At 61.2% G+C, this 23,144-nt stretch carries 18 protein-coding genes and 3 pseudogenes; 10 read left to right on the top strand and 11 right to left on the bottom strand.

Going from position 1 to position 23,144, the window contains the following annotated elements; all coding sequences use genetic code 11:
* Window positions 1–164: 164 nt before the first annotated feature.
* Window positions 165–1,551 (top strand): annotated as a pseudogene (gene tnpC / locus AC1RU4_RS25685) (IS66 family transposase); the annotation flags it as partial.
* A gap of 211 nt (window positions 1,552–1,762) precedes the next feature.
* Here the strand turns inward: tnpC and AC1RU4_RS25680 are convergent.
* The 7 genes and pseudogenes from AC1RU4_RS25680 to AC1RU4_RS25650 form a co-directional block, all read right to left on the bottom strand.
* Window positions 1,763–3,184, bottom strand: a complete 1,422-nt coding sequence (locus AC1RU4_RS25680; protein ID WP_492894620.1) for a phosphomannomutase — start codon at window positions 3,182–3,184, stop codon at window positions 1,763–1,765.
* Between the two features lies 1 nt (window position 3,185).
* Entirely contained in the window at window positions 3,186–4,598 is a 1,413-nt protein-coding gene (locus AC1RU4_RS25675) for a mannose-1-phosphate guanylyltransferase/mannose-6-phosphate isomerase (protein WP_492894618.1), read from the bottom strand.
* 241 nt (window positions 4,599–4,839) lie between these two features.
* Entirely contained in the window at window positions 4,840–7,185 is a 2,346-nt protein-coding gene (locus AC1RU4_RS25670) for a tetratricopeptide repeat protein (RefSeq protein ID WP_492894616.1), read from the bottom strand.
* 1,303 nt (window positions 7,186–8,488) lie between these two features.
* Window positions 8,489–8,723 (bottom strand): annotated as a pseudogene (locus tag AC1RU4_RS25665) (IS110 family transposase); the annotation flags it as partial.
* Between the two features lie 224 nt (window positions 8,724–8,947).
* A complete protein-coding gene (locus AC1RU4_RS25660; protein WP_492894614.1) occupies window positions 8,948–9,271 on the bottom strand; it encodes a DUF3768 domain-containing protein in 324 nt (107 codons plus the stop codon).
* Window positions 9,268–9,471, bottom strand: coding sequence for a hypothetical protein (locus tag AC1RU4_RS25655; RefSeq protein ID WP_492894612.1), 204 nt, complete (start codon window positions 9,469–9,471; stop codon window positions 9,268–9,270). Before AC1RU4_RS25655 ends, AC1RU4_RS25660 begins: the two co-directional genes overlap by 4 nt.
* A 451-nt stretch (window positions 9,472–9,922) precedes the next feature.
* Window positions 9,923–10,348, bottom strand: a complete 426-nt coding sequence (locus tag AC1RU4_RS25650; protein ID WP_492894610.1) for a hypothetical protein — start codon at window positions 10,346–10,348, stop codon at window positions 9,923–9,925.
* A gap of 156 nt (window positions 10,349–10,504) precedes the next feature.
* Here AC1RU4_RS25650 and AC1RU4_RS25645 point away from each other — a divergent pair, with 156 nt between their 5' ends.
* From AC1RU4_RS25645 to AC1RU4_RS25615, 7 genes are all read left to right on the top strand, one after another.
* Complete coding sequence (locus AC1RU4_RS25645; RefSeq protein WP_492894608.1) at window positions 10,505–11,416, top strand: hypothetical protein; 912 nt, start codon at window positions 10,505–10,507, stop codon at window positions 11,414–11,416.
* Window positions 11,413–13,125, top strand: coding sequence for a type IV secretory system conjugative DNA transfer family protein (locus AC1RU4_RS25640; RefSeq protein WP_492894606.1), 1,713 nt, complete (start codon window positions 11,413–11,415; stop codon window positions 13,123–13,125). The genes AC1RU4_RS25645 and AC1RU4_RS25640 overlap by 4 nt, the downstream gene beginning before the upstream one ends.
* Window positions 13,122–14,525 carry a hypothetical protein gene (locus tag AC1RU4_RS25635; protein WP_492894604.1) on the top strand — a complete coding sequence of 468 codons (1,404 nt, stop codon included), beginning with the start codon at window positions 13,122–13,124 and terminating at the stop codon, window positions 14,523–14,525. Before AC1RU4_RS25640 ends, AC1RU4_RS25635 begins: the two co-directional genes overlap by 4 nt.
* 158 nt (window positions 14,526–14,683) lie before the next feature.
* Window positions 14,684–16,132 carry a type IV secretory system conjugative DNA transfer family protein gene (locus AC1RU4_RS25630; RefSeq protein ID WP_492894602.1) on the top strand — a complete coding sequence of 483 codons (1,449 nt, stop codon included), beginning with the start codon at window positions 14,684–14,686 and terminating at the stop codon, window positions 16,130–16,132.
* A gap of 130 nt (window positions 16,133–16,262) precedes the next feature.
* The gene (locus AC1RU4_RS25625) at window positions 16,263–16,502 is read left to right on the top strand and encodes a hypothetical protein (RefSeq protein WP_492894600.1); all 240 of its coding nucleotides are present in this window, start codon (window positions 16,263–16,265) and stop codon (window positions 16,500–16,502) included.
* Window positions 16,499–17,080 (top strand): tyrosine-type recombinase/integrase, encoded by a 582-nt coding sequence (locus AC1RU4_RS25620; protein ID WP_492894598.1) that lies wholly within the window; start codon window positions 16,499–16,501, stop codon window positions 17,078–17,080. The genes AC1RU4_RS25625 and AC1RU4_RS25620 overlap by 4 nt, the downstream gene beginning before the upstream one ends.
* 296 nt (window positions 17,081–17,376) lie before the next feature.
* Window positions 17,377–18,323, top strand: a protein-coding gene (locus tag AC1RU4_RS25615) for an IS630 family transposase (RefSeq protein WP_492894622.1) whose coding sequence is annotated in 2 segments (ribosomal slippage) — window positions 17,377–17,713 and window positions 17,713–18,323 — 948 coding nt in all. Because the reading frame shifts where the segments join, the coding sequence is not laid out codon by codon here.
* Window positions 18,324–18,538: 215 nt separating this feature from the next.
* Here AC1RU4_RS25615 and AC1RU4_RS25610 read toward each other — a convergent pair.
* Entirely contained in the window at window positions 18,539–19,054 is a 516-nt protein-coding gene (locus tag AC1RU4_RS25610; protein ID WP_492894596.1) for an IS630 family transposase, read from the bottom strand.
* On the opposite strand from AC1RU4_RS25610, the gene AC1RU4_RS25605 reads away from it, so the two are divergent.
* The gene (locus AC1RU4_RS25605; protein ID WP_492894594.1) at window positions 19,049–19,504 is read left to right on the top strand and encodes a helix-turn-helix transcriptional regulator; all 456 of its coding nucleotides are present in this window, start codon (window positions 19,049–19,051) and stop codon (window positions 19,502–19,504) included. The two genes, AC1RU4_RS25610 and AC1RU4_RS25605, sit on opposite strands and share 6 nt — an antisense overlap.
* Here the strand turns inward: AC1RU4_RS25605 and AC1RU4_RS25600 are convergent.
* The 3 genes from AC1RU4_RS25600 to AC1RU4_RS25590 form a co-directional block, all read right to left on the bottom strand.
* The gene (locus tag AC1RU4_RS25600; protein ID WP_492894592.1) at window positions 19,482–19,862 is read right to left on the bottom strand and encodes a hypothetical protein; all 381 of its coding nucleotides are present in this window, start codon (window positions 19,860–19,862) and stop codon (window positions 19,482–19,484) included. The two genes, AC1RU4_RS25605 and AC1RU4_RS25600, sit on opposite strands and share 23 nt — an antisense overlap.
* A 140-nt stretch (window positions 19,863–20,002) precedes the next feature.
* Entirely contained in the window at window positions 20,003–21,097 is a 1,095-nt protein-coding gene (locus AC1RU4_RS25595; RefSeq protein ID WP_492894590.1) for a hypothetical protein, read from the bottom strand.
* Between the two features lie 464 nt (window positions 21,098–21,561).
* Window positions 21,562–22,137, bottom strand: a complete 576-nt coding sequence (locus AC1RU4_RS25590) for a ParB/RepB/Spo0J family partition protein (RefSeq protein ID WP_492894588.1) — start codon at window positions 22,135–22,137, stop codon at window positions 21,562–21,564.
* Window positions 22,138–22,608: 471 nt separating this feature from the next.
* Here AC1RU4_RS25590 and AC1RU4_RS25585 point away from each other — a divergent pair.
* Window positions 22,609–23,144 (top strand): annotated as a pseudogene (locus AC1RU4_RS25585) (hypothetical protein); the annotation flags it as partial.

Raw genomic sequence — 23,144 nt, 5'->3', positions numbered from 1 at the left:
GGCTTTGCGTCGTGCCATCGGGAACCTCCATCAGCTCCAGTATGGCCGCCCTGCACACGAAATTCCTGACAGTCCCGGTCCATGAGCCACAACGGACAACGACACCGGTCGCGGCAAGCTCAAAGAACTCGCAAGCCACTGGCGAATATGGTTGAATCGGCGTCATAGCTTCGCTCTCCTCCGAGCTTCCGCGTGATCCCGCGACGCTTCAGCCGATGCTGATCCTACGGGAAGCGGAGATCGAGCGGCTGCGCCAGATCATCAAGGAATTGCAGCGCCATCGCTTCGGTCGCCGGGAGGAGACTTTGCCCGAGGACCAGCTTCTGCTCGCTCTGGAAGAGGCCGAGCAGATCGAGGCCGCCGGTTTCGCGGCATCCGACGAGGAGGCGCCGGCCGAGAAGGCCGAGCGGGTCGCAAAGCGCCGTGCGAACCGCGGCGCGTTGCCCGCCCATCTGCCGCGGATCGAGACGGTGGTCGATATCGAGAGCGACATCTGCCCCTGCTGTGCGGGTAAGCTCCATGGCACCGGTGAGGATGTGGCAGAGCGGCTCGACATCGTGCCGACCGAAATACGCCCGCCGGTCCTGCGAGGACGTCGTGGTGCAGGCGTCGGCACCGGCGCGTCTCATTGAGGGCGGTATCCCGACCGAGGCGACCGTCGCCCAGGTGCTGGTCTCGAAATACGCAGATCATCTGCCCCTGTATAGTCAGGCCCAGATCTATGCGCGCCAGGGCGTCATGCTCGATCGCTCGACACTGGCCGACTGGGTTGGACGCGCGGCCTTCCTGCTTCGCCCCGTGCACGCGCGGATGCTGGAGGCGCTGAAGGGCTCGCCCAAGCTCTTCGCCGACGAGACCGCGGCGCCGGTGCTCGATCCCGGCCGAGGCTGCACCAAGACGGGCCAGCTCTTCGCCTATGCCCGCGATGACCGGCCGTGGGGAGGCACTGATCCCCCCGCCGTCGTCTATGTCTATGCCCACGACCGCAAGGGCGAGCGACCGCTCGCTCATCTCGAGGGCTTCACCGGCATCCTGCAGGTTGATGGATATGGCGGTTACAAGACGTTGGCCGGTCGCAACGCGGTGACCCTGGCCTTCTGATGGGCGCATGTGCGGCGGCGCTTTTACGAGCTCGCTCAGACCGGCCCGGCGTCTATCGTCAGCGAGGCCCTGCTGCGCATCGCCGACCTCTATCGCGTCGAGGCTGATATCCGTGGCCGCATCCCCGAGGAGCGCCGGGACGCACGGCAGTAAAGGGACAAGCCGATCATCGACGCCCTCGAGCCGTGGTTACGGCAAAAGCTCGCCCTGATCAGCCAGAAGACCAAGCTCGCCGAAGCGATCCGCTACGCGCTCTCGCGTTGGCAGGGCTTGAGCCTCTTCCTCGGTGACGGCCGCATCGAGATCGACTCCAACACCATCGAGCGCTCGATCAGGCCGCTCGCCCTGGATCGCAAGGCTTAACTGTTCGTCGAGTCGAACCGTGGCGCCGAACGCGCCGCCGTCATGTACAGCCTGATCGGCACTGCCTGGCTCAACGACATCAATCCGCCCAGATCTGAAACTGTGTCGACCGTAGTGATCGAGAGCGGCGTGCTCAAGCTCATCGAGGCGCACAAGATCATCGCCGCGTTCCAGATCGGCGGAAGGAGACAAGGATCGCCTACTCCTCGGCGGTTAGCGCATGGCGCATATCCTTCGCTCCCGTCTCGGGAAAAGAGAATTATATTGCCACGAACGCCGCAAAATATGGACATGCATCCTAAGCGGAAATCCAATGATTAGCCATTTGTAGTCCTTCTTCAAGCAACGCCATAGCCCTCTCAGAGCTTCCCGCCTCTACATACACGCGCAATTCAGGCGCGTTGCCGGATGCACGAAAATGTACTGTCTCGCCACTACCAAGCGTTAGGCGCAAACCATCGCATTGATCACGAGAAACTACCCCGCCGTGTTCAACAAAAGCTGTTTTGCTAAGGTTTGAGCTCTCGTCATTCAGTCTAGAGATAAAATCAGCGCTAAGTTCTTGGAGAACGTTCTGCAAACGGCTCGACAAGGCTATCGCAAAATTCTGCTCAGCAACAATGACACTCAACGGCTTTTTCATCCGAGCTACCATGGCGAGCACCGCCAAAATAGGCAGCATTGCGTCACGCGTCGGCAACGCAGTTAAGCGACGCCCATCATTTTCCACATCGGAAGCAAGAAACGTACCTCCATTCGCTTCAAACCCGACAACCACGCGGGCCTTTGCCTGCACATCAGCAATCCCGGCAATAACGAAAGGAGATCCTACCTTAGTGCGAACAACCCTCTCGAATAGGCCACATCGTTCAAGTGTCGAGTTAGAAGTAACCGGTGTGACAATCGTGTCAGCTCGGAGAAAAGCCGAGGTGAGCGCCCCCACAAGATCTCCTCTAAGGAAATGCCCCTCTTCATCGGCGATCAATGGTCGATCTGCATCGCCATCGGCAGACACAATCGCATCAAAATGCTGATCCAAGGCCCATTTTCGAACTAGCGCCTCATCTTCCGGCCTGAGTGCTTCGGTATCCACTGGAACAAAGTGCTCTGAACGGCCCAATGAGATGACATCAGCCCCCAACCCAGCGAGCACGTCCGTGATCAAATCTCGCCCGACGGTTGAATGCTGATACACGCCAACCCTCAAACCCTGAAGCGAACCCGATCCGAAAAACGAAATGTATCTTGCATGATAACGAGCACTTACATTCATTACCTTCGTGATAACTGGCATCGTTGGCACGGCGGAAAACCCGAGCTTCGCTTGCCAAGCCAGAATGCGTGACTCGTCAGCCTTATCGATCTCACCCGTCGGCCGATAAAATTTGAGGCCATTTCGGTCTTCGGGAATGTGACTACCGGTTACCATGATCGCCGGCGCATTCAATTCCATCGCAGCCAACGCCAGCGCCGGCGTTGGCACAGCGCCACAATCGACGGGAACAAAACCAGCGTCAGCGACCGCTTTACCGCATTGATCGGCAATTTCGGGGCTCGAGGCGCGCAGATCGCGACCAACTAGAAGTTCATCACCCGGGCGCGCGCCATGGCACTCGATAGCCATTGCACAAAAGGCGCGCGCATAACTATAAGCTGGCGCGCCCAACAGCTCTGTCACGAGCCCTCGCAAACCAGAAGTTCCAAACTTAAGACTGCTCACGTCATGCCCGCCGATAGATGTCTTGGAGGCGCACAATGTCGTCCTCGCCGAGATATGAACCTACCTGTACCTCAATGATCTCCAGCGGAATCTTCCCTGGATTAGACATGCGGTGAATGCACCCAATAGGAAGATAGATGCTTTCATTCTCATGAACTATGATGATTTCATTGTCACGCGTCACTTCTGCTGTTCCGCGAACTACAACCCAATGTTCCGCGCGGTGGTAATGTTTCTGCAACGACAGAACCCCTCCCGGCTTTACCGTAATACGCTTTACTTGGTGACGGACACCGCGATCAATGGAAAGGTAGTTACCCCACGGCCGCTGCATCTCGCGATGTGTACCAGCCTCAGCCTCTCCCTTTGCAGCAAGAAGCGCAACCATCTCTTTCACTTGATTAGCCCTCGATTTCGCCGTTACCAACACGGCGTCACGAGTAGCAATAACCGCAACATCATCCAATCCAACCACCGCGACAAGCATTTCGTCAGCATTGATTAGATTGTCGGAGCCATCCAATACATAACCGCGCCCATCGACAGCATTTCCGTTCACATCCTTCGGAAAAAGCTCCCAAACAGCAGTCCATCCCCCAACATCAGACCAGCCAAAAGCACCAACTATGACAGCGGCTTTATCGGTATGCTCCATCACGGAATAATCAATCGAACTTTTCTTCGCTTCACTAAATCGCTTAGCGTCAAGCAGAAGAAAATCCAAATCAACTGTTGCGTTTGCTAGCGCTGCGGTTGCCGCGTCCAGAACCTTGGGCTCCAGCATTTCCAGCTCAGAGCGCATCGTCATGGCATCAAATATGAAATTTCCCGAATTCCACATATATTTTTCTGCCATATACTGCGCAGCATGAGCGGCATCGGGTTTTTCGATGAAAGCCGCTACCTGGTAGGCGCCAATGTCAATTTCCTCGCCGGGACGGATATATCCAAAACCTGTTTCGGGGCGAGTTGGCGGAATGCCAATGGTAACAATCAGCCCCTGCGCGGCAATGGCCGCGCCCCGGCGGCACGTTTCCACAAAAAGCGCGCTGTCTTGAACGATATGATCCGCGGCGAAAACCCCAACAACCGCATGTGGATCATCCGAGAGGGCTAGCTGAGTCGCAACAGCAACCGCAGCGGCAGAGTCCCTCCGGCTAGGCTCCAGCACAATCTTGGCCTTAACTCCAATCGCATTCAATTGCTCTAATACGGTAAAACGATAGTCGGCGCCCGTAATAACAATTGGTGGCAAGAAAATAGATGGCTCCGCCAGCAATTTGACCGTACGTTGAAATGTTGACTCTTGACCGAATAGCGAGATGAACTGCTTCGGCATCGAATCGCGAGACAATGGCCAAAGCCGTGTTCCCGATCCACCGCACATCACAACAGGGACTATTTTCTGCGCCATATTAATGATTCCTTTGAATCTCACTATTCCACATGTCAATCTATCAAAAACAAACGTCCAGTTCCATATCGCGCATATATCAACTGGAATCGTTCCAAATTATGATTCATAAAAACATCAAATTCTTTGTGTTATTTCAACAAATATCCTCCTATTTATTTGATACGCTATAAAACGACAATTCCTAGTAAGGTTTTAGCTGCGGACTCCACGAAGAGCGAACTGCACCTGTGAAAGACCATTATAATCCCAATATTGCGCGTTTGCGGCGTTTCTCAAAATCACGATGGCAGCGTTGCACGATAGGATCCTCTTGTGCGATGGCAAGGGCGGAGTTAAACACACTGGCCGCGCCATCCCAATCCTCCAACCGCTCGTGGATCTGGGCCAGCCGACACATTATGTCGGGATCTGGCAGATAATTCACCGCCTCACGTAGCACTCCCGCAGCCTGCTCCGCGTCACCTAACCCGAGCAATAGGCTGGCAAGGCGCCTAAACGCAGATAAATCAGCCGCACCTGTTGAGATAGTGGCCACCATCGCTCGGCGCAGCCAAGTCTTAGCCTGTTCAGGATCACCCTGACGCACGGCGATTTCACCCATTTGTCGCAGCATCACGGGATGATCTGGAGCCTGCTCCAACGCCATGGCGGCATTGGAGGCTGCTGCCTCCACGTCTCCTTGGCGGAGCTGTTGGGCAGCCAATAGACCAAGGGCGTTTGCATCCTGTGGATTAAATTCAACCGCCTGCCTAGCCCAGGCTGTCGCGAGTTCGAGGTCTCCCTTGCGGGCGGCAATTTCGCTCAGGCGACGCAGAATACTGGCATCGCGCGGCGCATATCGGAGTGCATTGCGTGCCGCCTGCTCTGCGCCATCGATGTCTGCCTGCTTAAGTCGCAAGCTGGAAATGTTCATGTGGTTAACGGCGGCTGCCGGCTCTACCTCCGCGGCACGCAGCGCGAATGCAATTGCGCGGTCCGTATCCCCCTTACGGGAGGCAATGCGGCTGAGGCGGCGCAACATGGAGGCATTGGCCGGCGCGAGTTCCACTGCACGGTCAGCAGCGCTCTCCGCATCGATCAAATCACCTTGGCGCAGATATAGGTCAGCAAGTAGGCCGTAGGAAGAAGCCTCGGATGAGTTCACTTCAATCGCCTGGGCCAGCAGAGTAAAAGCGCGCTCTCTGTCGTCTCCGCGGAAAACAATTTCGCTAAGGCGGCGCAGCGCATTGGTATCAGCTGGAGAAACTTCTAATGCCAGCGCGGCAGCTGCCTCTGCCGCGGCGACATCCCCTGCACGTAAATGTACGGAGGACAGCTGCAGATAACTCGCAGGCTGGCGAGGGTTTTTGTCCAGCGCCTTCTCAGCAAATTCCAATGCGCGCGGGAAATCCCCATGCCGTGCGGCAATGTCGCTGAGGCGGAGCAGAATCTGCTGATTTCCAGGCGCGAGCTCCAGAGCGCGGACAGCGCTAGCCTCAGCTGTCGGAAAATCGCCAATCCGAAGATGCAGCTCGGCGACAAACAAATGGTTTGCGGGGAGTTCCGGGGCAGCCACCAGCGCACGCTCAACCAAGCTGAAGGCCCGTGCAATGTCACCCTGGCGGGCGACAATATCACTCAACCGCCGCAATATTGCCGAATCGGCCGGGGCCATCTCAGCGGCGCGGGTTGCGGCCGATTCGGCGTCGTCCAACCTTCCTAACCGCAGGTGCAAGCCAGCCAGCTGGCTATAATTGATAACTTCATCTGGGTTTATCGCGATAGCTTGTATCAGTAGATCGACAGCCCGCTCTCGCGCTCCGGCACGAAAGGCAATCTCACTAAGTTGGCGTAGCAGGCTCGTATTGCGCGGAGCTGCAGCCAAGGCAGGGGAAAGCACAGCCTCCGCGGCAAGCAGATCACCGCCGCGCAAATGTACAATGGAAAGCGTAAGTCCGTTTGGCACGCTAGCCGGATCCGCATTCAGTGCCTGTTCAGCGAAGACGCGGGCGCGCACGAAATCTCCGTCTCGAAGTGCGATTTCGCTTAGCCGCCGCAGCGCGCGTGGATCCCCCGGCGCGAGTTCCAGCGCGCGCGTGGCGTTGGCTTCAGCGGCAGAGTGGCTCCCGCCACGCAAATGCAACTCGGAAATATGAAGGTACGTGCCTGCAGCCTCCGGCTCCAGAGAGAGCGCCTCCTCTGCCAACGCAAGGGCCCGGGGCAGGTTATTGCGAAGGGCCAATATATGACTGAGACGACACAGTCGTGCAGGATTGGCCGGCGCCAGAGATACAAGCCGGACGGCCACCTGCTCCGCTTCGACTAAATTGCCCTCCCGCTGGTAAATGCGGGCAAGCAGGTCCAATGCGGCGATCCCGCCCGGCTCGACCGCCAGGATCTCTCCGACCAATGCGTGAGCCCCCAAATAGTCACCTTGCTGCAGCGCCAACTCCGCAAGGCGATGCAGCAGCAAGGGCAGGCGGCCAAACTCCTCAACGGCCGCAACGAGCACACGCTCAGCCGCACCGAACTCTCCCCGACCGAACAACGCCCCCGCTAGGCGGGCAGGGATCGAAACACTCTTAGGATCGACAGGAATAGTCATCACAGCCACACTCAGCCTTCATACTAATTTCAGTGCGTTGACGCTCATAAGATAGCATTATGTAAAAAAATATGACATCAATTCATCTTAATTCATTAAATATATGTATGATTCTACTGCAATCCCTGTACGAGAGATTGCCATTAATGATTAGTACGGTGCCGCTAGGGATTTGGCCCCCCGCTTCGGAGCGGGTCACTTTCCGGCTATTCAGGTCTCGACTCAAGCTGATGAAGCGCGCCTCCACCGTAGCGCCTCCATCGTAGCGCTAGTTTCCCAATCTGACCCCTTCTGTGTGTCACTCACGGGCGCTTCCGCGACTGGACGTGCCCAGCCGATTGCGCCGTCATTCCCACAACGCCCCGCTCGCGCAAGAAAAACAATCTGCGCTCTCTCGCTATCCGCCGCCTGCGGAATTGCGTAGCGCGCCACCTCTGGCACTGATTCGCTGCATTCCGTAGTCGATGTCGGTTGGGCATTCGTATCGGCACGAATCATCCGAACGGCCGCACAAGCGTCAAAGGCAATGAACAATACAAGAGAGCTTGCTAGCCATAGGTAGATAAAAAATCGTTTCACTATCCAAATTTTCAACATGGAGAAAGATCCATTGTAGAATTGGAAATAGAATAATAGTGCTGCATTTACGAAAAAATCAAGGATCCGCCCTCTGAAGTTGCCGGAAGCTCTAGCTTATGGAGGATGGTGGTGTGACCCTAATTTTTTCTTTGGCAATTCGTTTTTTCTCGTTTAGATTTAGAATCGTCAGTCGGATCGACTGAGGTTGGAATTTGCGCCGTTTTTACGGCGGCAGACTGGATGCAGCCTAACGTTCGGCAACGTTACTGGAGACTGTGGTATCATGCCGCTGATCCCCGTTGCAGTATCTGCTCTTAGCCTCCATCTTTTCTGCCGCGTCCGCAAGGGTAACGCCGTGGGCCTACGCCAGAACATGGGCGAGGGTGAGGTTACGCCATTATCCCGAGCCCCCACAATCGAAAAGGGTGGATGATTGGAACGCCGGCATCACTCCCTGAACGGGGGTGATAGGAGATTGGTCTTTCGGGCAGGTTCCTGAGATTTCATCGAACGAGTGGCCTGCCGTGGAGTTATTTGAGGGTCTTGATGTTTCCGTTCGCGCTACCAGCGCTTGCGAACTGGACGGGCGCGGTCCGTTCATTTGATAGAGCAAGCGCGCCGGATGCGATTGGCGCCCTGCTTCAGGCTATCAGCAGGAAGCGTAAGGGCCTGGAGGTTAGTCCGCTGTTGCAGTGGCTCTACCGCGGCTCGGCAGCTACTGACTATCCGGTGACTTCAGCCTGACCTCGTGGCCCTGCGAGGCCAACGCCCGGCCCATATGATGAGCGTCACAGCAGGCCTCCATCGCCATGATGCACGCTGGCAGTTTCGCCTCGAAAGGCGACCACCGTTTCGCGCCGCGTGCGCCGACGCATGGCAACGGCGCCGGCAGCGTCGAATCCGACGACGCTGCAACTGGTCTTACGGAACGACCCGGCTAGGAAGAAGTCCTCCCGGATGTGCCGGAACGGTTGCTCGACCTTGCCCTTCGTCTTTACGCAATATGGTTGGCAGGCCTTTTTTGCGGGGCGAAGTGAGTGGCACGCCCTTCGATGGTCGAAGAAGCTTCATTCCACCGAAGTCCGATCGCCCGGCGAATCTGAGGCCGCATAGGGATTGCCGCGACACCTGGGCGGCTGACCAGGCATCCAAAAAGCTAAGGGCCGCCGCAGCAGCCCTCAGTTCAGTACTCGTCGGCGCGCATGATGGTGAGCACACGCATCGTGACGGTGGGATCGGCCGGGTCGGGAGAGCCATAGACCAACTCCAGATCGTAATAGTCGATCTTCCAGAAATAGCGAGCACCGGCCACCTCCAACGCTCCGAAATCATGCTCGTGATGCGGATCATTGTCGGTATCGAAGGCTGTGAACCGGCGGATACCCTTGAGCAATGCCACCTGAACAGCCAACGGCAAAGCCGTCACGCCCGTGGTCAGCATGACCCGACCGCCGATGAACGACGTCCGGAAGGCATCGTTCAACTCCCGGATGCGGGCGGTGCTCATCGCGCCGCCTCCTCGTTCTGCGGCTTGGGCTTGCGTAGCACCAGTCGGCCACTCAGAGGCATGGCTGTGAGCTGGATGTTGTAGCCCTCGCCATCCTCGTGCATCCAGGCGGCACCGATCTTGGTCCAGAAAGCATTCTCGCCTTCGCCCTCCACCACATAGACGGCATGGCTCGGGCGATTAGGGACGTGTTTCTTCATGGGTTATTCTCCTGTTGGTTGCCGACCGCGTCATCGCGGCCGGTCGGGTGACGGCAGGCGACGGCGGCGGCAGCCCGTCAGGGCGTGCCCAGGTCAAGCGGCAACACGGGAGCGGAAGCGAAGGAGCGGGCAGGCGCTTGATTCGGGGCGCGGCCCCGGCGCATACCCGACCGATCCAGGTCGCGCAGCGGTGGTCCCTTCAGGAGAATCCGAAGGGAACGACTTCGCGACCAACGCTCAGGGAGTTGGGAGAGTTCGGTGGCCGACTTGGGAATTCGGCCGCAAGGAAACGGAATAAGGATTCACGTCGTCAGCCTCTGCCCGATGAAGGCCTGAGGCAAGATTTCACGCCACGGCGGGGACGGCCCGCCGCTGAAGATGCCGCTATTCCGCGGAAACCGCCTCCCAGCCGGCACTTATTGCCGGACATCCGATATCCGAGCAGACAGGGTCAGCGCTCCAGCCCGCTCCGGCCGCGCTCGCGCTGCCGGTTGATTTCCGGCAGTTGCGGGTCGACGCTCTCCTGAAGGGCCTTCACGCGTTCATGGCACTGCGCAACCGTCTCCACCTTGTCGGCCAAGGTCAGCAGGGACTCTTTCGCCCGCACTTCCCGCTCGGGTGCCCCTTCCCGCCAGCCGTCACGCGTCAGGGCATGGCCCTGCCGAACCCCGAACTGCTCCGGGTTTTCAGAAAGCTCCCGCAACAGGGCCTCTTTGCCGTGACGCGAGAAATAGTTCTGCATCCGCTGCTCGGCCGCGCCGGCGTTCTGGTAGGACTGGAACACCGCAATGGCGAAGCTCGCCTTGGCTTCCGAGAGGTCGGCGCGAGCACTGTTCAGCCGCTTGCTGAGCTCCCAATTGACGTCGTCAACGCTCATAAGCCCAGCCCTCCGCCAGGGATTTCCGCGCTGTCAGCCTCGCACCACTCGATTTCGCGGGTATCGAGGCGCAGTTTCAATCCTAGACCGGCATTTCCGGCTTGACCAGACCTGGATACCTCGGAAGAATCAGCGAACTGGCGGGCGGAGCGGACGATGCTGACGTTGGAGCTGGGTGCAGTCCTTGTCGTCGTCGCCACGGCGCTTATCGGGTGGATGCGCACGCGCCGCCGCCGGGTGCAGCCGAAACGCGAGCCTCTCCGGATCGAGACACCGCCACCCGAACCTTTGCCGGATCTCGTGCCACTATTCGGCAATATCGAGATCGTGCCCGGCGAGTTCGAGCCCGACCTGCGTGAGACGGATGAGCTTCCGACGCAGAACCCGGCCTATACACGCTTCGAGGAGTTGAACTGGCGGTTGATCATCTTCGATCCCTCTGAAGGTGACGATGCCGCCTGGCCGATCCGCCTGTTCAACGACTTTCCGCTCCGCTTTCGCGGCTCCTCGACGATGGTACTGGCACAGGTCCATGCACGCCTGCGCCCCCGCTATGCGGTCATCCTCGACTGGGACGGCCATTGGTTCAACGCCTCCGCGCAGCTCGAGCGCAATCCCAGCCTACGCTCGCCGCTCATCGACGCCTATCTCGCTCTGGGTTCCGAAGAGCGCCCGGTTGTGGTCTCCCGGCGGCCCCGTCCCGACACCAAACCGACCGGCATCCTGCGCTGCCTGCGCTATGGCTTTAAGGATTACGACTTTCCGCTGGACGTGCTCCAGCCGTATCCCGGCGACGCGCTCAGCTACCTGTTCCGCGCCCTGACCGGTCCGCCGCATCACTGGCTGTGGTTTTCGGTGGCACGGCTGCGCCACGATGTCCTCGCCGCCAACCAGGTTGAGGAGGCGCTGCGCACCCGGCTGGAGGAGGAGATCACCCAGCAGGCGGCGGTCGCCCATGAGAGCCGCTTCGCCGTGTTGTGGGGGCTGCGCGAGGCCCCCAAGTCCGACGCGCCGCCGGCACCGGAGGCAAGCGTCGCCGAAACCGAACCCGAGGAGGCCGCGCCATGAAGGGCGCACTCCTGGCACCCACTGCCGACGCCTTCTCCGAGCTCTGGCGCGATTATTGGCGTTCACGCTGGCACGTGAGCCTGCCATGGGGCGGCGAACGCCTCAGCTGCTTCCTGACCCCGTCCGAGGGGAGGGCGGTTCGCGGCGGTCCCCGCGGCGACCCACTGGTCCGGGATTATCCCGGCATGCATCGACCTTTCCTCGGGGTGATCACCGGGGATGGCGGCAACGGTGCCTCACGCGACGCCGGCATCCTGCAGTTCAACGAGGACGGTCACCTGCTGACCATCGCGCCGACCCGCTCCGGCAAGGGGGCAGGGCAGATCATCCCCAACCTGCTGACCTATGGCGGCAGTTGCCTGGTCATCGACATCAAGGGCGAGAACTACGCCATCACCGGTGAGCACCGCGCCGCCATGTTCCCCGGCGCCCGGGTCATTAAGTTCGCGCCATTTGACGAGTATTCCGACACCTACAACCCGTTCGACTTCATCCGCGTCGAGACTGACGGCAGCCCCACCTCCTTCACCTTCGACGATGTGCGGCTGCTCTCGGAGATGCTGGTGCCGGCGCGTCCGCGCCAGGAGTTCTGGGACCTCGAGGCGCGCAACCTCGCCACCACGCTGCTCTATTTCGTCGCCACTAGTTATGCCCCGGGCGATCCCATGCGCTGCATGCTGCGGGTGGTGCAACTGCTCTTTCCCTCGCGCTTTATCCCGGCGGCGGAGAGCCGGAAGGACGAGCGCGAGTCTGCCTTTGACGAGAGCCTCAACACCATGGGCGAAGCGGCCAGCCGCCGCCACAATACGGTGCTGATCTCGATGCTCAACACCTTCCTCGACCATGATCCGAAAGTGCGGGCCGGGATACTGTCCACCTGCCGGGCGACCATGAACATCTGGCTGTCCGAACGGCTCCAGCGGGCAACGGCATCGAGCAGCTTCCAGTTCTCGGAACTGAAGGCGAGCATGTGCCGCCCGCTCGACCAGCAGCCGGCGCCGACCACGGTCTACCTGATTATCCCACCGGAATATCTGCGCGACTACAGCCCGCTGCTGCGCATGATCGTCGGCCTTGCCGCCATCGAGCTCACCCGTCCCGGCGCCTGGACCGATCAACCGGGCTGGCGCCCGCACCCCCCTTGCCCGGTGCTGTTTCTCCTAGACGAGTTCCCCGCGCTCGGCTCCATGCCGCCGATCGAGAATGGGGTCGCCTATCTCGCCGGTTACGGGGTGCAGCTCTGGACCTTTGCCCAGAGCATCGGCCAGCTCAAGGACCTCTATGGCGACAACTGGTCGACCTTTATCTCCAATGCCGGGGCGGCGTGCTATTTCGGGGTGAGCGATCCGGACCTCGCCGAACTGCTGTCGCGCCAGCTCGGCAGCACCGAAGAGTATGAGCACAGCTACACCACCAGTTCGACCTCGGAGCAGTCGAGCGACGGCTCCTCGACCTCCTGGAGCTGGAACTGGGACAATTCCCAGCACACCAGCGGCGACAATAACAGCCAGAGTTTCAGCACCACCACGACCGAGAACTTGCGCTTCAAGCGCGAGCAGGTGGCGAGCGCGGCTGATATCCGCGCCATGCCGCCTCAGCTCCAACTGGTGATGATGCGGAACCGCCGCGCCGCTCTGGCGACCTTGCTGCCGTACTACCGTTGTGAGCTATTTGCCGACCTCTATGGCAGCTGGGGGGCGACACCATGACGGTCAACCTCGCCCGCGAGTCCGGCTCCGGCAGGGTGATCCTCACCGGCTGCGGCGAGGAGCGGCCGCAGCTGATCCTGCGCGATCGCCGCACCGGCAAATTCCTCACAGGTGCGGGCTGGCAGGCAAGCCCCAGCTTCGTGCCCCTCGCAGCGATCCTCGACCCGCACGACGCCTATATCTTGGAGGTCGACGGCCAGAGCCTGCCTCCCGGAGCGCCGATCCGGCTGGAGATCCCAACCGCCAGCCTCGCGCAGGAGACCTCCTGGCCGCCGGATCTTGCGGCGATCGCCGAAGCCATCGCCGTAGACCTACCACCGGCACCAGCCGGGCCGCCGCACAGGATTCGACCCCGGTCGAACCCCCCTGCATCGAAGGTCCAGCTCCAGACGGGACCCCGCCATTTGCTGATCGCGGGTACTTCGGCACTTGTGGCCCTCGCCATCGGCGCCGTCGCTGGTTGGTGGGTAGCCATCTCCCTTTCCGACGCGCAACTCAGCACGTTGCAAGACGAAACTGCGGTGCTCCGCACCAGCAGCGCGCAGCAACAGTCGCAGCTGGAGGCCGAACGTACCCGCCTCGCCCGCGAATATACCCAAGTGACCAACGCTACGACTGAGCTGGCGGCAGGACGCCAAAGCCTGGAGACCGATCGCAAGGCCCTCGCGGCCGATATCAGCCAATTGAAAGCCGAGAGGGCTAAGCTCGAAGACGAGAAGGCCGCGCTCGCTGCCGAGCGGGCCAGCTTCGAGCTGGCGCGCCAGGGACAGTCGCCCGCCACCAGCCCTGCGGCCGGATGGAGTGGGCTGTCGGCTCTGGAGCCGGACCTGTCGGGCGCGCCGGGCAGCGCCGCCCCGACCCCTTCGGTTCGGGAGGCAGCGCTGCAATGCGATCTGCTCGCCGCCAATCCGCTCGATCGCAACCGCACGCCCGGCACAGCAGGCGTTCCCATGCCGCAGCTGCGCGCCAATGCCGCCGCAGCCGTGCAGGCCTGCCAGCTAGCGAGCAGCGTGCTGCCCGAGCAGCTCAGCTATACGTACCAGCTGGCCCGTGCCTTCCAGAGCACCGATCCCGGTAGCGCGGCGCCGCTGCTGACCGAACTCGTGCAGAAGGGATACCCAGCCGCCTTCGACAATCTGGCCATGGTCATCATCACGCGCGACCGCAACATCCCGCGCGCGGCGGTGCTGCTGCGTCAGGGTGCGGCGCGCGGCGATCCGGACGCGATGGTGACGCTGGCGCTGCTGATCAAGACCGGGGAGATACGCCCGCTACCGGGCGAGAACGACCGGATGCTGCTGCAACAGGCCGCCAGTCTCGGCCATCCCGGCGCCCTGACGGCGCTGAACGATCCCCGGCCAAATGTCGGCACGTTCTTCAATGCCATCTTCGGACGGTAGCACCCTGAAGAGAGGCCAGATCGGACCTTGGTCATCCGATCACGGCCACTCCTCCATATCAACTTTAGCCCCCACCGGTAAGGCGTGGGTTTCTGGGCTGTCGGTCGCTTCGCTTCGCCGCTAGCCTGCCAGGCAATGGGGTAATCTGGCGGCTCGTAGTGTTACTCTGGCGCCTGACGCGCCTCATTTTTCGCGTGCTGTTCTGGCTGATCCGCAGCCTCTACAAGCTCTACCGCTGGTATACCCGCGCCCGCAAAGGACCGCCGCACGGATCCGCCCGCTTCGCCAGCCGCTGGGAGATCTGGCGGGCGGGCCTCACCCGCGGCATGGGGCCGATCATCGGCAAAATCCCCTTCGGCCCCCTCATCCGCTTCACCCAGGACGGGCTGATGATGGTGTTCGCCGCCACCGGCGCCGGCAAGGGCATCGGCATCGTCATTCCGACCCTGCTCGACTATCCCGGTTCGATCCTGGTCACCGATCCCAAGGGCGAGAACTACCGGATCACGGCCCACCGCCGCAGCGAGTTCGGCACCGTGCGCATGATGAACCCGGCCAATCTGACGGAATCCGACCGCTGGAACCCGATGGACATCATTCGCGTGCAAACGGACATGGAAGCCGATGACGCCAAGGCGCTCGCCAAGCTGATGATCAAGCCCGATGCCCGCGAAGCCCACTGGGATGACAAGGCCACCTCGTTGCTGACCGCGCTGATCCTGCACACGCTCCGCGCCCCGCCGGAACTGCGCAACCTCGCCTATGTCCGCCGACTTTCGGCCGGCGGCGGCGAGACCACGCGGGCGACGCTCGAAGAGATCGTCGGCGGCGACTCCATCCTCGCCGCCGAGATTGCGGCAGGGTTTCTCAGCCAGCTTCCCCAGAAGCCATCTGCCAAGGCCGGCGAATTCGAGAGCATTCTCTCGAACGTGCAGAAGGCCACGGAGCCCTGGTCATCGGGCTCACCGGCAGGGCAGCTCTCGGCTTATTCGACATTCTCCCTGTCCGAGCTCACGAGACAGGTGACTACGCTGTTCCTCTGTGTCGATGAGGACCTGTTGCAGGTCTACGACCGCTGGCTACGGGTCATGACCGGCTGCGTCATCACGCAGCTAACCCGCGCCAAGCACGCGCCACGCACCGGCCCGAAGGTCATCCTGCTGCTCGACGAGGTCGCGGTACTCGGCCAGCTCGACGCTCTCCAGCGCCAGTCCGGCTTGCTCCGCGCCTACTGCACTCCCGTGCTGATCTGGCAGAACCTGCCGCAGGTGCGCATGGTGTATGGCGATGCCGCCGACGCGTTCCTCGCCAATGCGACCTGCCGGGTGTTTTTCGGGGTGAATGACAACCAGACGGCGGAATATGCCAGTGAGATGCTTGGGCATACGACGACGGTGACGCGATCGTCCGGCCTTGCACGGCACGAAAAGCGAGGCGCCGGTCCCCAACGCCAGAGCAGCACGACGGAAAGCGGTTACTGGTTGATGGACGCGGCTGAAATCCAACGCCTTCCGCCGCAGCGCCTGATTGTTAAATTACGGGACGTTGCTTACCCGATCACGGTACGTCGCACAGATTATCGGAGAGCTCGGTGGTGGTGGAAGTGAAACAGGACAACCAAGTTTAATGTGAGACAATTTCCTTCATCATATATATGAGGGTAGACATGGACTGGTTGATGAGAGTGCATGAAGCGCCAATCTGGAGAAGCCCAGTCGCGTCTACAAAGCGACTGACATGCTCAGCGTCATCGACAACGTCGTGATGGAACGTTCTCCGATCGAGATCATGCATAGTCAGGGATTTGAACGGGATTTGATCAGTACGGCGCTTGGTCGTGTCACCACGGCGATCCTCGGAGGAGGCAGTGTGCCGCCCTTGGCTGATGGTGCATGGTATCGGAAGCAGGGCGAGGACGCGCCTTACGAGATTGCTCCCGGTTTCAAGGCGGCTTGGCTAGAATTGTGCGGCAAATGAGCCAGCTCACCCATCGAGCTCTGCATCATCTACCTCCGCTCATCGCCTCTGCAGGCGATCATGCACAGGCGCGTTTCATCGACTTCTTTACCGCTAACATCCGTAACCCGCATACTCGCCGCGCCTACGGGCGCGCCGTGGCGGATTTCCTGACCTGGTGTGCCGATCAGGGCGTGCCGTCGCTGGCGGAGGTGCGGCCGCTGCATGTGTCGGCCTGGGTGGAAATGCAGACCCGCTCGCATGCGGTGCCGACCGCCAAGCAGCGGCTGGCGGCGGTACGACACCTGTTCGACTGGCTGGTGACCGGCCAGGTGGTGCCGGTGAATCCGGCCGCGTCGGTGCGCGGGCCCTCGCATAGCGTGAAGCGGGGCCACACGCCGGTGCTGGCGCCGGACGAGGCGCGGGCGCTCCTCGATGCGATCGATACCAGCACCCCGATCGGCCTGCGTGACCGGGCGCTGATCGGACTTATGGTCTATTCCTTCGCGTGCTCCGGTGTCGCTGAAGGTCGAGGATGTCTATGTGCAGAACCGGCGCCTGTGGGTGCGGCTGCACGAGAAGGGTGGCAAGCGGCATGAGATGCCCTGCCACCATAATCTGGAGGCCTACCTGCACGCCTATATTAATGGCTGCGGGCTCGCAGGTGATCCGAAGGGGCCGTTGTTCCGCACGATCAGGGGCCGGGCCGGGCAGCTTACGCCCCCCTACCCCAGCCACGCCTATGTGATGATCGGGCGGCGGCGGCCGGGATTGCCACGAAGGGAATCATACCTTCCGAGCGACTAGAGCGGAACCCGACCTGAGTGAATCGCGGGGGATTCCCAAATCGGGCGGGAAGCGATTCATGGTGTCTGCCGGATGGGGGCTGGCGGACATGTCGAGAGCACTGTCGGTCGATCTTCGCGTTCGAGTTCTGGGCGCTGTCGCGGCGGGTGCGACGCATCGTGAGGCGGCCGATCGATTTGGCGTGAGCGCGGCTAGCGTCAGCCGCTGGCGCAAACGGGAGCGCGATCAGGGCGATCCTCGCCCCGGGCGCCTTGGCGGGGACCGGCGTTCGGATCGGATCGAGGCGCACCATGACGCTGTGGTGGCGGCGCTCGGCTCGGGTCGGGACGCCACGATCGAAGAAGTTCGCGCGAGCCTGGCGAAGCAGGGTCTGGCCTTCGGCTTCGGCGCGATCCAACGCTTCTTCGCTCGGCACGCCATCACGCGCAAAAAAAGACCGCGCACGCCGCCGAACAAGACCGCCCCGACGTCCTGATGCGGCGCGAACGATGGTTCGAGGATCAACCCGACCTCGATCCCGAGCGACTGGTGTTCATCGACGAGACCTGGGCCTCGACCAACATGGCGCGCCGCCATGGGCGCTGCCGGCGCGGCGAGCGGCTTCGGGTGAGCGTGCCGCATGGCCATTGGAAGACCACGACCTTCGTCGGCGCGCTGACACTTCGCGGCTTCATCGCCCCCTTCGTGCTGGATGGGCCGATCAACCGCGACGCCTTCGAGACCTATGTCGACAAGGTGTTGATCCCGGAACTGCGCCCCGGCGACATCGTCGTCATGGACAACCTGTCCAGCCATAAGGGGCCGCGCGTTCGCGCGATGATCGAGGCGGCGGGCGCCGAGCTGCGCTACCTCCCGCCCTACAGCCCCGACTTCAACCCCATCGAGAACGCCTTCGCCAAGCTCAAGGCGCTGCTCCGAAAGGCCGCCCAACGAACCATCGGCGGCCTCTGGGACGCCATCGGACGCTCGATCGATCACTTCCCGCCCGCCGAGTGCGCCAACTACTTCAGCGCCGCACGATACGATGCAACCTGATCGGATTCCGCTCTAGTATCGCCGCTTACCTGAAAAACGGCGGCACGCTCGAGCGTGCCGCCGCCATGGCCAACCATTCTTCGACGCGCACCACCCAGCTTTATGACCGGCGGTCAGATGAGGTGACGCTGGACGAAGTCGAGCGGGTCCTGATCTGACCTGCTGGCTTGGCGTCCTACTTACCAATCAGTTTTTTGATATCTGCGTATTTTTCGCTAGTGGATTGACTCCAACGTTTGGAACCCACGGTTTCTGGCAGCGATGATGGTGTCCGGATCGGCGCGCCAGAGGAAGGGTTTCGGCGCTTGGTTGTGCTCGGCGACGAAGCGGTTGATGGCGGCCTGGAGATCAGCGATGGATCGGAACACGCCGCGCTTCAGGCGCCTCTTGGCGAGCTTGGCGAAGAAGCCCTCGACCGCGTTGAGCCAGGAGGCCGAGGTCGGGGTGAAGTGGAAGACCCAGCGCGGATGGCGCTCGAGCCATTGCTGCACCTTCGGGTGCTTGTGGGCGGCGTAGTTGTCCATGATGGCGTGGACGACCTTGCCGGCCGGCACCGCCGCCTCGACGACGTTGAGGAAGCGGATGAACTCCTGATGCTCGATGGGTTTGGCAATATTATAAAATGTAATGCCTCTGTAGAAAAAATGCTTGGCCCTGACCTGCTGATACGCGGACGTCGACTGGTCAGCACGAACAGGGATGCGCAAGCCGCGCTCGAGCGGGTTATGCACGACGTGATCTGGAACACGAGGGGAAATGTTGCGACACGACCCGTCACGCTGCCCCGGCGTGCATCGCTTCCAGTCATCGCCTATGTGCTCCGTCTGGATAGTCTCACCAGCAATGCGCTGGATCTCTGCCAGGCCTGCATCGTACTTGATGACCTTAATCGTCGCGATCGCCCCGCAGAGGCGGTCCTGCGCAGCGTGTTCGCCCTGACCGAGAGAGAAGCCCGTATCGCGGCGGGTCTATCGACTGGAGCAGCCCTCGGTGATCTGGCTGATGAGTTCGGCATTAGCTACGAGACGGCACGCAATCATCTGAAGAGCGTTATGGCAAAAACCGGGACACACCGCCAGACTGAACTCGTGGCCATGCTTGCCAGATTCAGTACAGCCCGGATGAAGCCAGGCCCGCCTCACGGCGGGCCTGGCTCGTTCACACCGGACAGGTCGAAATAGACTCATCCCGGATGGCATAGCCGGTATCCAGCCCGATGCGCTTCAGCCATGCTTCGAACACGAGATAGCGCTCGCCGTCGTCGGGGTCGGTAAACCAGCCGACGAGCGGAAACCGCCACTGGCTGGCCTTGCCGCGCCAGGTGACGAGGGCGACCAGCACGGGATCGCCGTGGCGGTCGTAGAGGCGCCGGAATCCGGCAAGGTCGGCGGTCGGATCAGCATCCTTCCGCTGATGTACCAAGCCGACAAAATCCGTCCACGGTACGATATCAGTGAAATGCCCGGCGAGCCGAGCGGCGAGATCCGTCCCCTTCCAGAGGGCCGGGTCGATGGCAAGCTCTCTGACGGTGCGGGACATGAATGATTCCTCGGCCTCCGCGTGTGCCGGGAGGCGTTGCGGGGCCGATGGCCGGAAATGGTTTGAATTGTCGGACTCTTTGTACCAGTGGGCGAGGGCAGCGTCATGCCAGATGCTGCAGCTGTGGGCAGCGCCCTCCGCTACCTGGGCATACACATGGACATGCGGCCATTCGTGTAGCGGATGGTACCGTAGCGCTCGGGCGTGCAGGAAAGACTGGTGTTGTCAGCCAGCTTCACCCAAGTGGTGCTGATGCCGCCCGTGGTGGAGACCCCCGCTGCGAGGATAACCCCTGTCGTGCTCACCTCAACCACGCTGCTGTTGCCCAGCACTACCTGGTTGGCCTTGTCCGGCTGTGCGTTATAACCCAGCGCTGTTACGTTGGCATAAGTGTTGCTTTGCGCTGCCTGATACCCAAGGGCTGTCAGGCTGATGCCCGTATTGTACCTGCCTGCGCTATTCCCGATAACGGTAACCTGGCTGTTGCTATTGTATTGTCCGGAAAGATACCCAAAAGCTGTGAGTGCCGAACCCGCATTGTACTGACCAGCCCCATGCCCGACAGTTGTGGCATTTCCCTGACTGTTGAATTGACTGGCCGCATAGCCTAGCGCCGTTACATTGGAACCGCTGATGTACTGTGCGGCATAATTACCAACGGCGGTAGTATTAAAACCTGGGCTATACTGGGCCGCGCTATACCCTACAGCCGTAATTCTCTGCCCTGTGAGCGATTGCCCTGCGAACTGACCCACCAGAATATTGTTTATGCCCGTCACAACATCAATGCTCCCTCGCACAGTCAGCTCAACGGCACTAATCCGTCCGGTGGAAGAAACCCCCAGCGTCACCAGCCCGCGCGTCGGATCGAACCAGCCGGTGTTGGTGGCAGCCTGGGTGATGGAAATATAGCCGGTGGTGGAGATGGCCAGCATGGAGGTGGTGCCGGAGGTGATACGGTCTGCGCTGGCGCCTTGCAGGTTGGTGAGCCCGGAGCCGTCTCCTACAAACCGTGTGGCGGAAATCGCCCCGTCCGTACCCACTTGCGGCGCATAGGTCGGGCAGCCGATATCGCCGCGCGTCGCTTCTCCAATACACACCCGTCCGTCATATACGCCCATGGTGGAGGACACGGCGACGAGGCTACCCCAGTCATCCGCTTCCGCAGACGTTGCCACTATCCCGCTGCCAATGCTCAGGGCAATCAGGGACAGGCGAGCGAAGCGATATGGCATGGTCCATCGTGACCTGAAGTCCAAAACATGCCAACGGCTTGAGAGCAGATCGGCGGGGCTGGTGTGGCCGCACTGCCACGCCCGCTGTTCTCGGATCCGCTAACAACCGAGCGCGACCAGTTGGGTTCGTTTCGACTGTGATGCATCTCAATCAACGCGCCACGATGTTCGCGCATTCCCATATGCCGCTAGCCCGCATTGCCCCTATCCGGCCGGTGATACGCTCCTTGTCGTGAGGCCATGGCAACGGATGCAGATCCATGTCGCGTATCCTGATGACGGAGCCGTCGCGGCGAAATGGCAGCAGAGCGTCGCTTTCACCATCCAGTTGCGCAGCCTCGCCACGTTCTCGTGCGGAGAGGCGTGCGTCGCGCCTTCCTCGGTCAGCCGGCGGGTCACCGAGTGGCAACTCGAATCCAGCTTCAGGACCCACGAAACCGCTTGCTGTCGGCCTTATGCCTGGTTCAAATGGTAGGATCACGGTTCCAGCTCGGCTGCTCGAACCACGCCTGCTCCTGCGCTGCAGGGTCATCACTGATGGCGAGCTCCTTGGCCTGCTCAAGGGTCATCTCCCCTTCCCGCAAGACATCAAGGATGCGCGGTGACAGACAGGCCAGCCGCAGCCGCTGGCGTACGGTGACGGACGACTGGCCGAACCGGGCGGCGATGTTGTCCACCTCTTCTCCCTGCGCCGCGAGGTCGCGGTAGGCGAGGATTTCATCGACAGGATGCATGGCGACGCGCTGGACGTTCTCGGCCAGCGACAACTCGGCGCCGCTATCCTCTCGCACCATCACCCGCACGGGGAAGGTCTTGGTGACGGTGACGCCCTGCACGGCGCGCCCGTCCTTCAGCAGGCGGCGCAGCGCGGTCAAACGCCGTCCGCCCGCCACCACTTCATAGATGCCGCCCTTGGGAGCCTTGCGCACCACAAGGTTATGGATGAGGCCGTGATGCTCAAGGCTGGCGGCCATTTCGGCGACAGACGCCTCGTTGTGGGTACGGCGCACATTGGCGGGGCAGGGCACCAGCTTGCCCAATGGCAGGGTGGTTTAATTTATATTCATAGGGTTTCTCCTTCGCGTTAGGGTTCGCAGGCGCTCCAAGCGCCTGCCGGAAGCCCTTTCCCCTCGGGGTTCAGGGCCTCCTGAACCCCTGCCTCGTGGCGAACAGCGGGGAGAGAGGGGGCAAGCCCCGGACACGGAGGGGGCTCCCCGGTCTGCACGGAGCGAAGCGAAGGAAGATGGGGGACACCGTGGGCGGCGGCGTGCCGGGAGAGAGGGCCGCGCGCCTCTCTCCCTCTGACACATCACAAGGATGCGCCAGCGGCGGGCTCCGCCATCCTGCGCGAGCGATGGTCACGACGGCAATGGCGCTTTCACGTGGTTCTCACCGACGGTCGATCCGCGGCCTAGCTATAAGGGCGGGGACGTGGTCAGCATCCGCGGGCAGATCCGCGGCGTGATCGAAACGTTCGTCAGCCCAAAGCCCTCAGCTTTCGCGAGGACGTGTTGAACCCTGTTCGCTCCGCTATCCAGCGCAACATCCGAAAAATCACGGGCGCCAGCGTCATCAACTTTGATGAACCGCCGGGCGATCCCGGCCTGTTCGGCCCCGAGTCAGTGGCTTGGAAGGTTCATGCCGATTTCGTGCCGATGATCGGTAAGGTCTTCGAGGCCTACCATTCGGGCGAGCTGATCGACGATGATGTGGTGGCGCAGCTGCACGAGGCACTGGTCCATGTCGAAGCCACGCTTGACGCCTGCGCGAGAGCGACCGCCCTTCCGGCAGGTATCGTTTACAGGCTGGCTATCGCGGCCCGCAGGTTGCACTTTACGGACAGAATCTGGGAGACAATTGTAAACAGTGCCGCACTCCCGATGGAGGGCACGTCGTGTGTTCAAGCAATGCTGGCTCGCTATTGCCACGACGTTAAAAGGGATGATGCCATAGCGTTGCTCAAAGTGTTGGGGGACTGTCAGGAATTTCGTGTGCGGGGCGGCGGGGTTGAACATCAGGCCGCCATGGCCCTTGTGAAGCGCTCGCC

Source organism: Ancylobacter sp. GW821-FHT10E12 (assembly GCF_058809335.1).
Note: the sequence above shows the minus strand (reverse complement) of the source record. Positions and strands in the feature narration are given on the sequence as shown.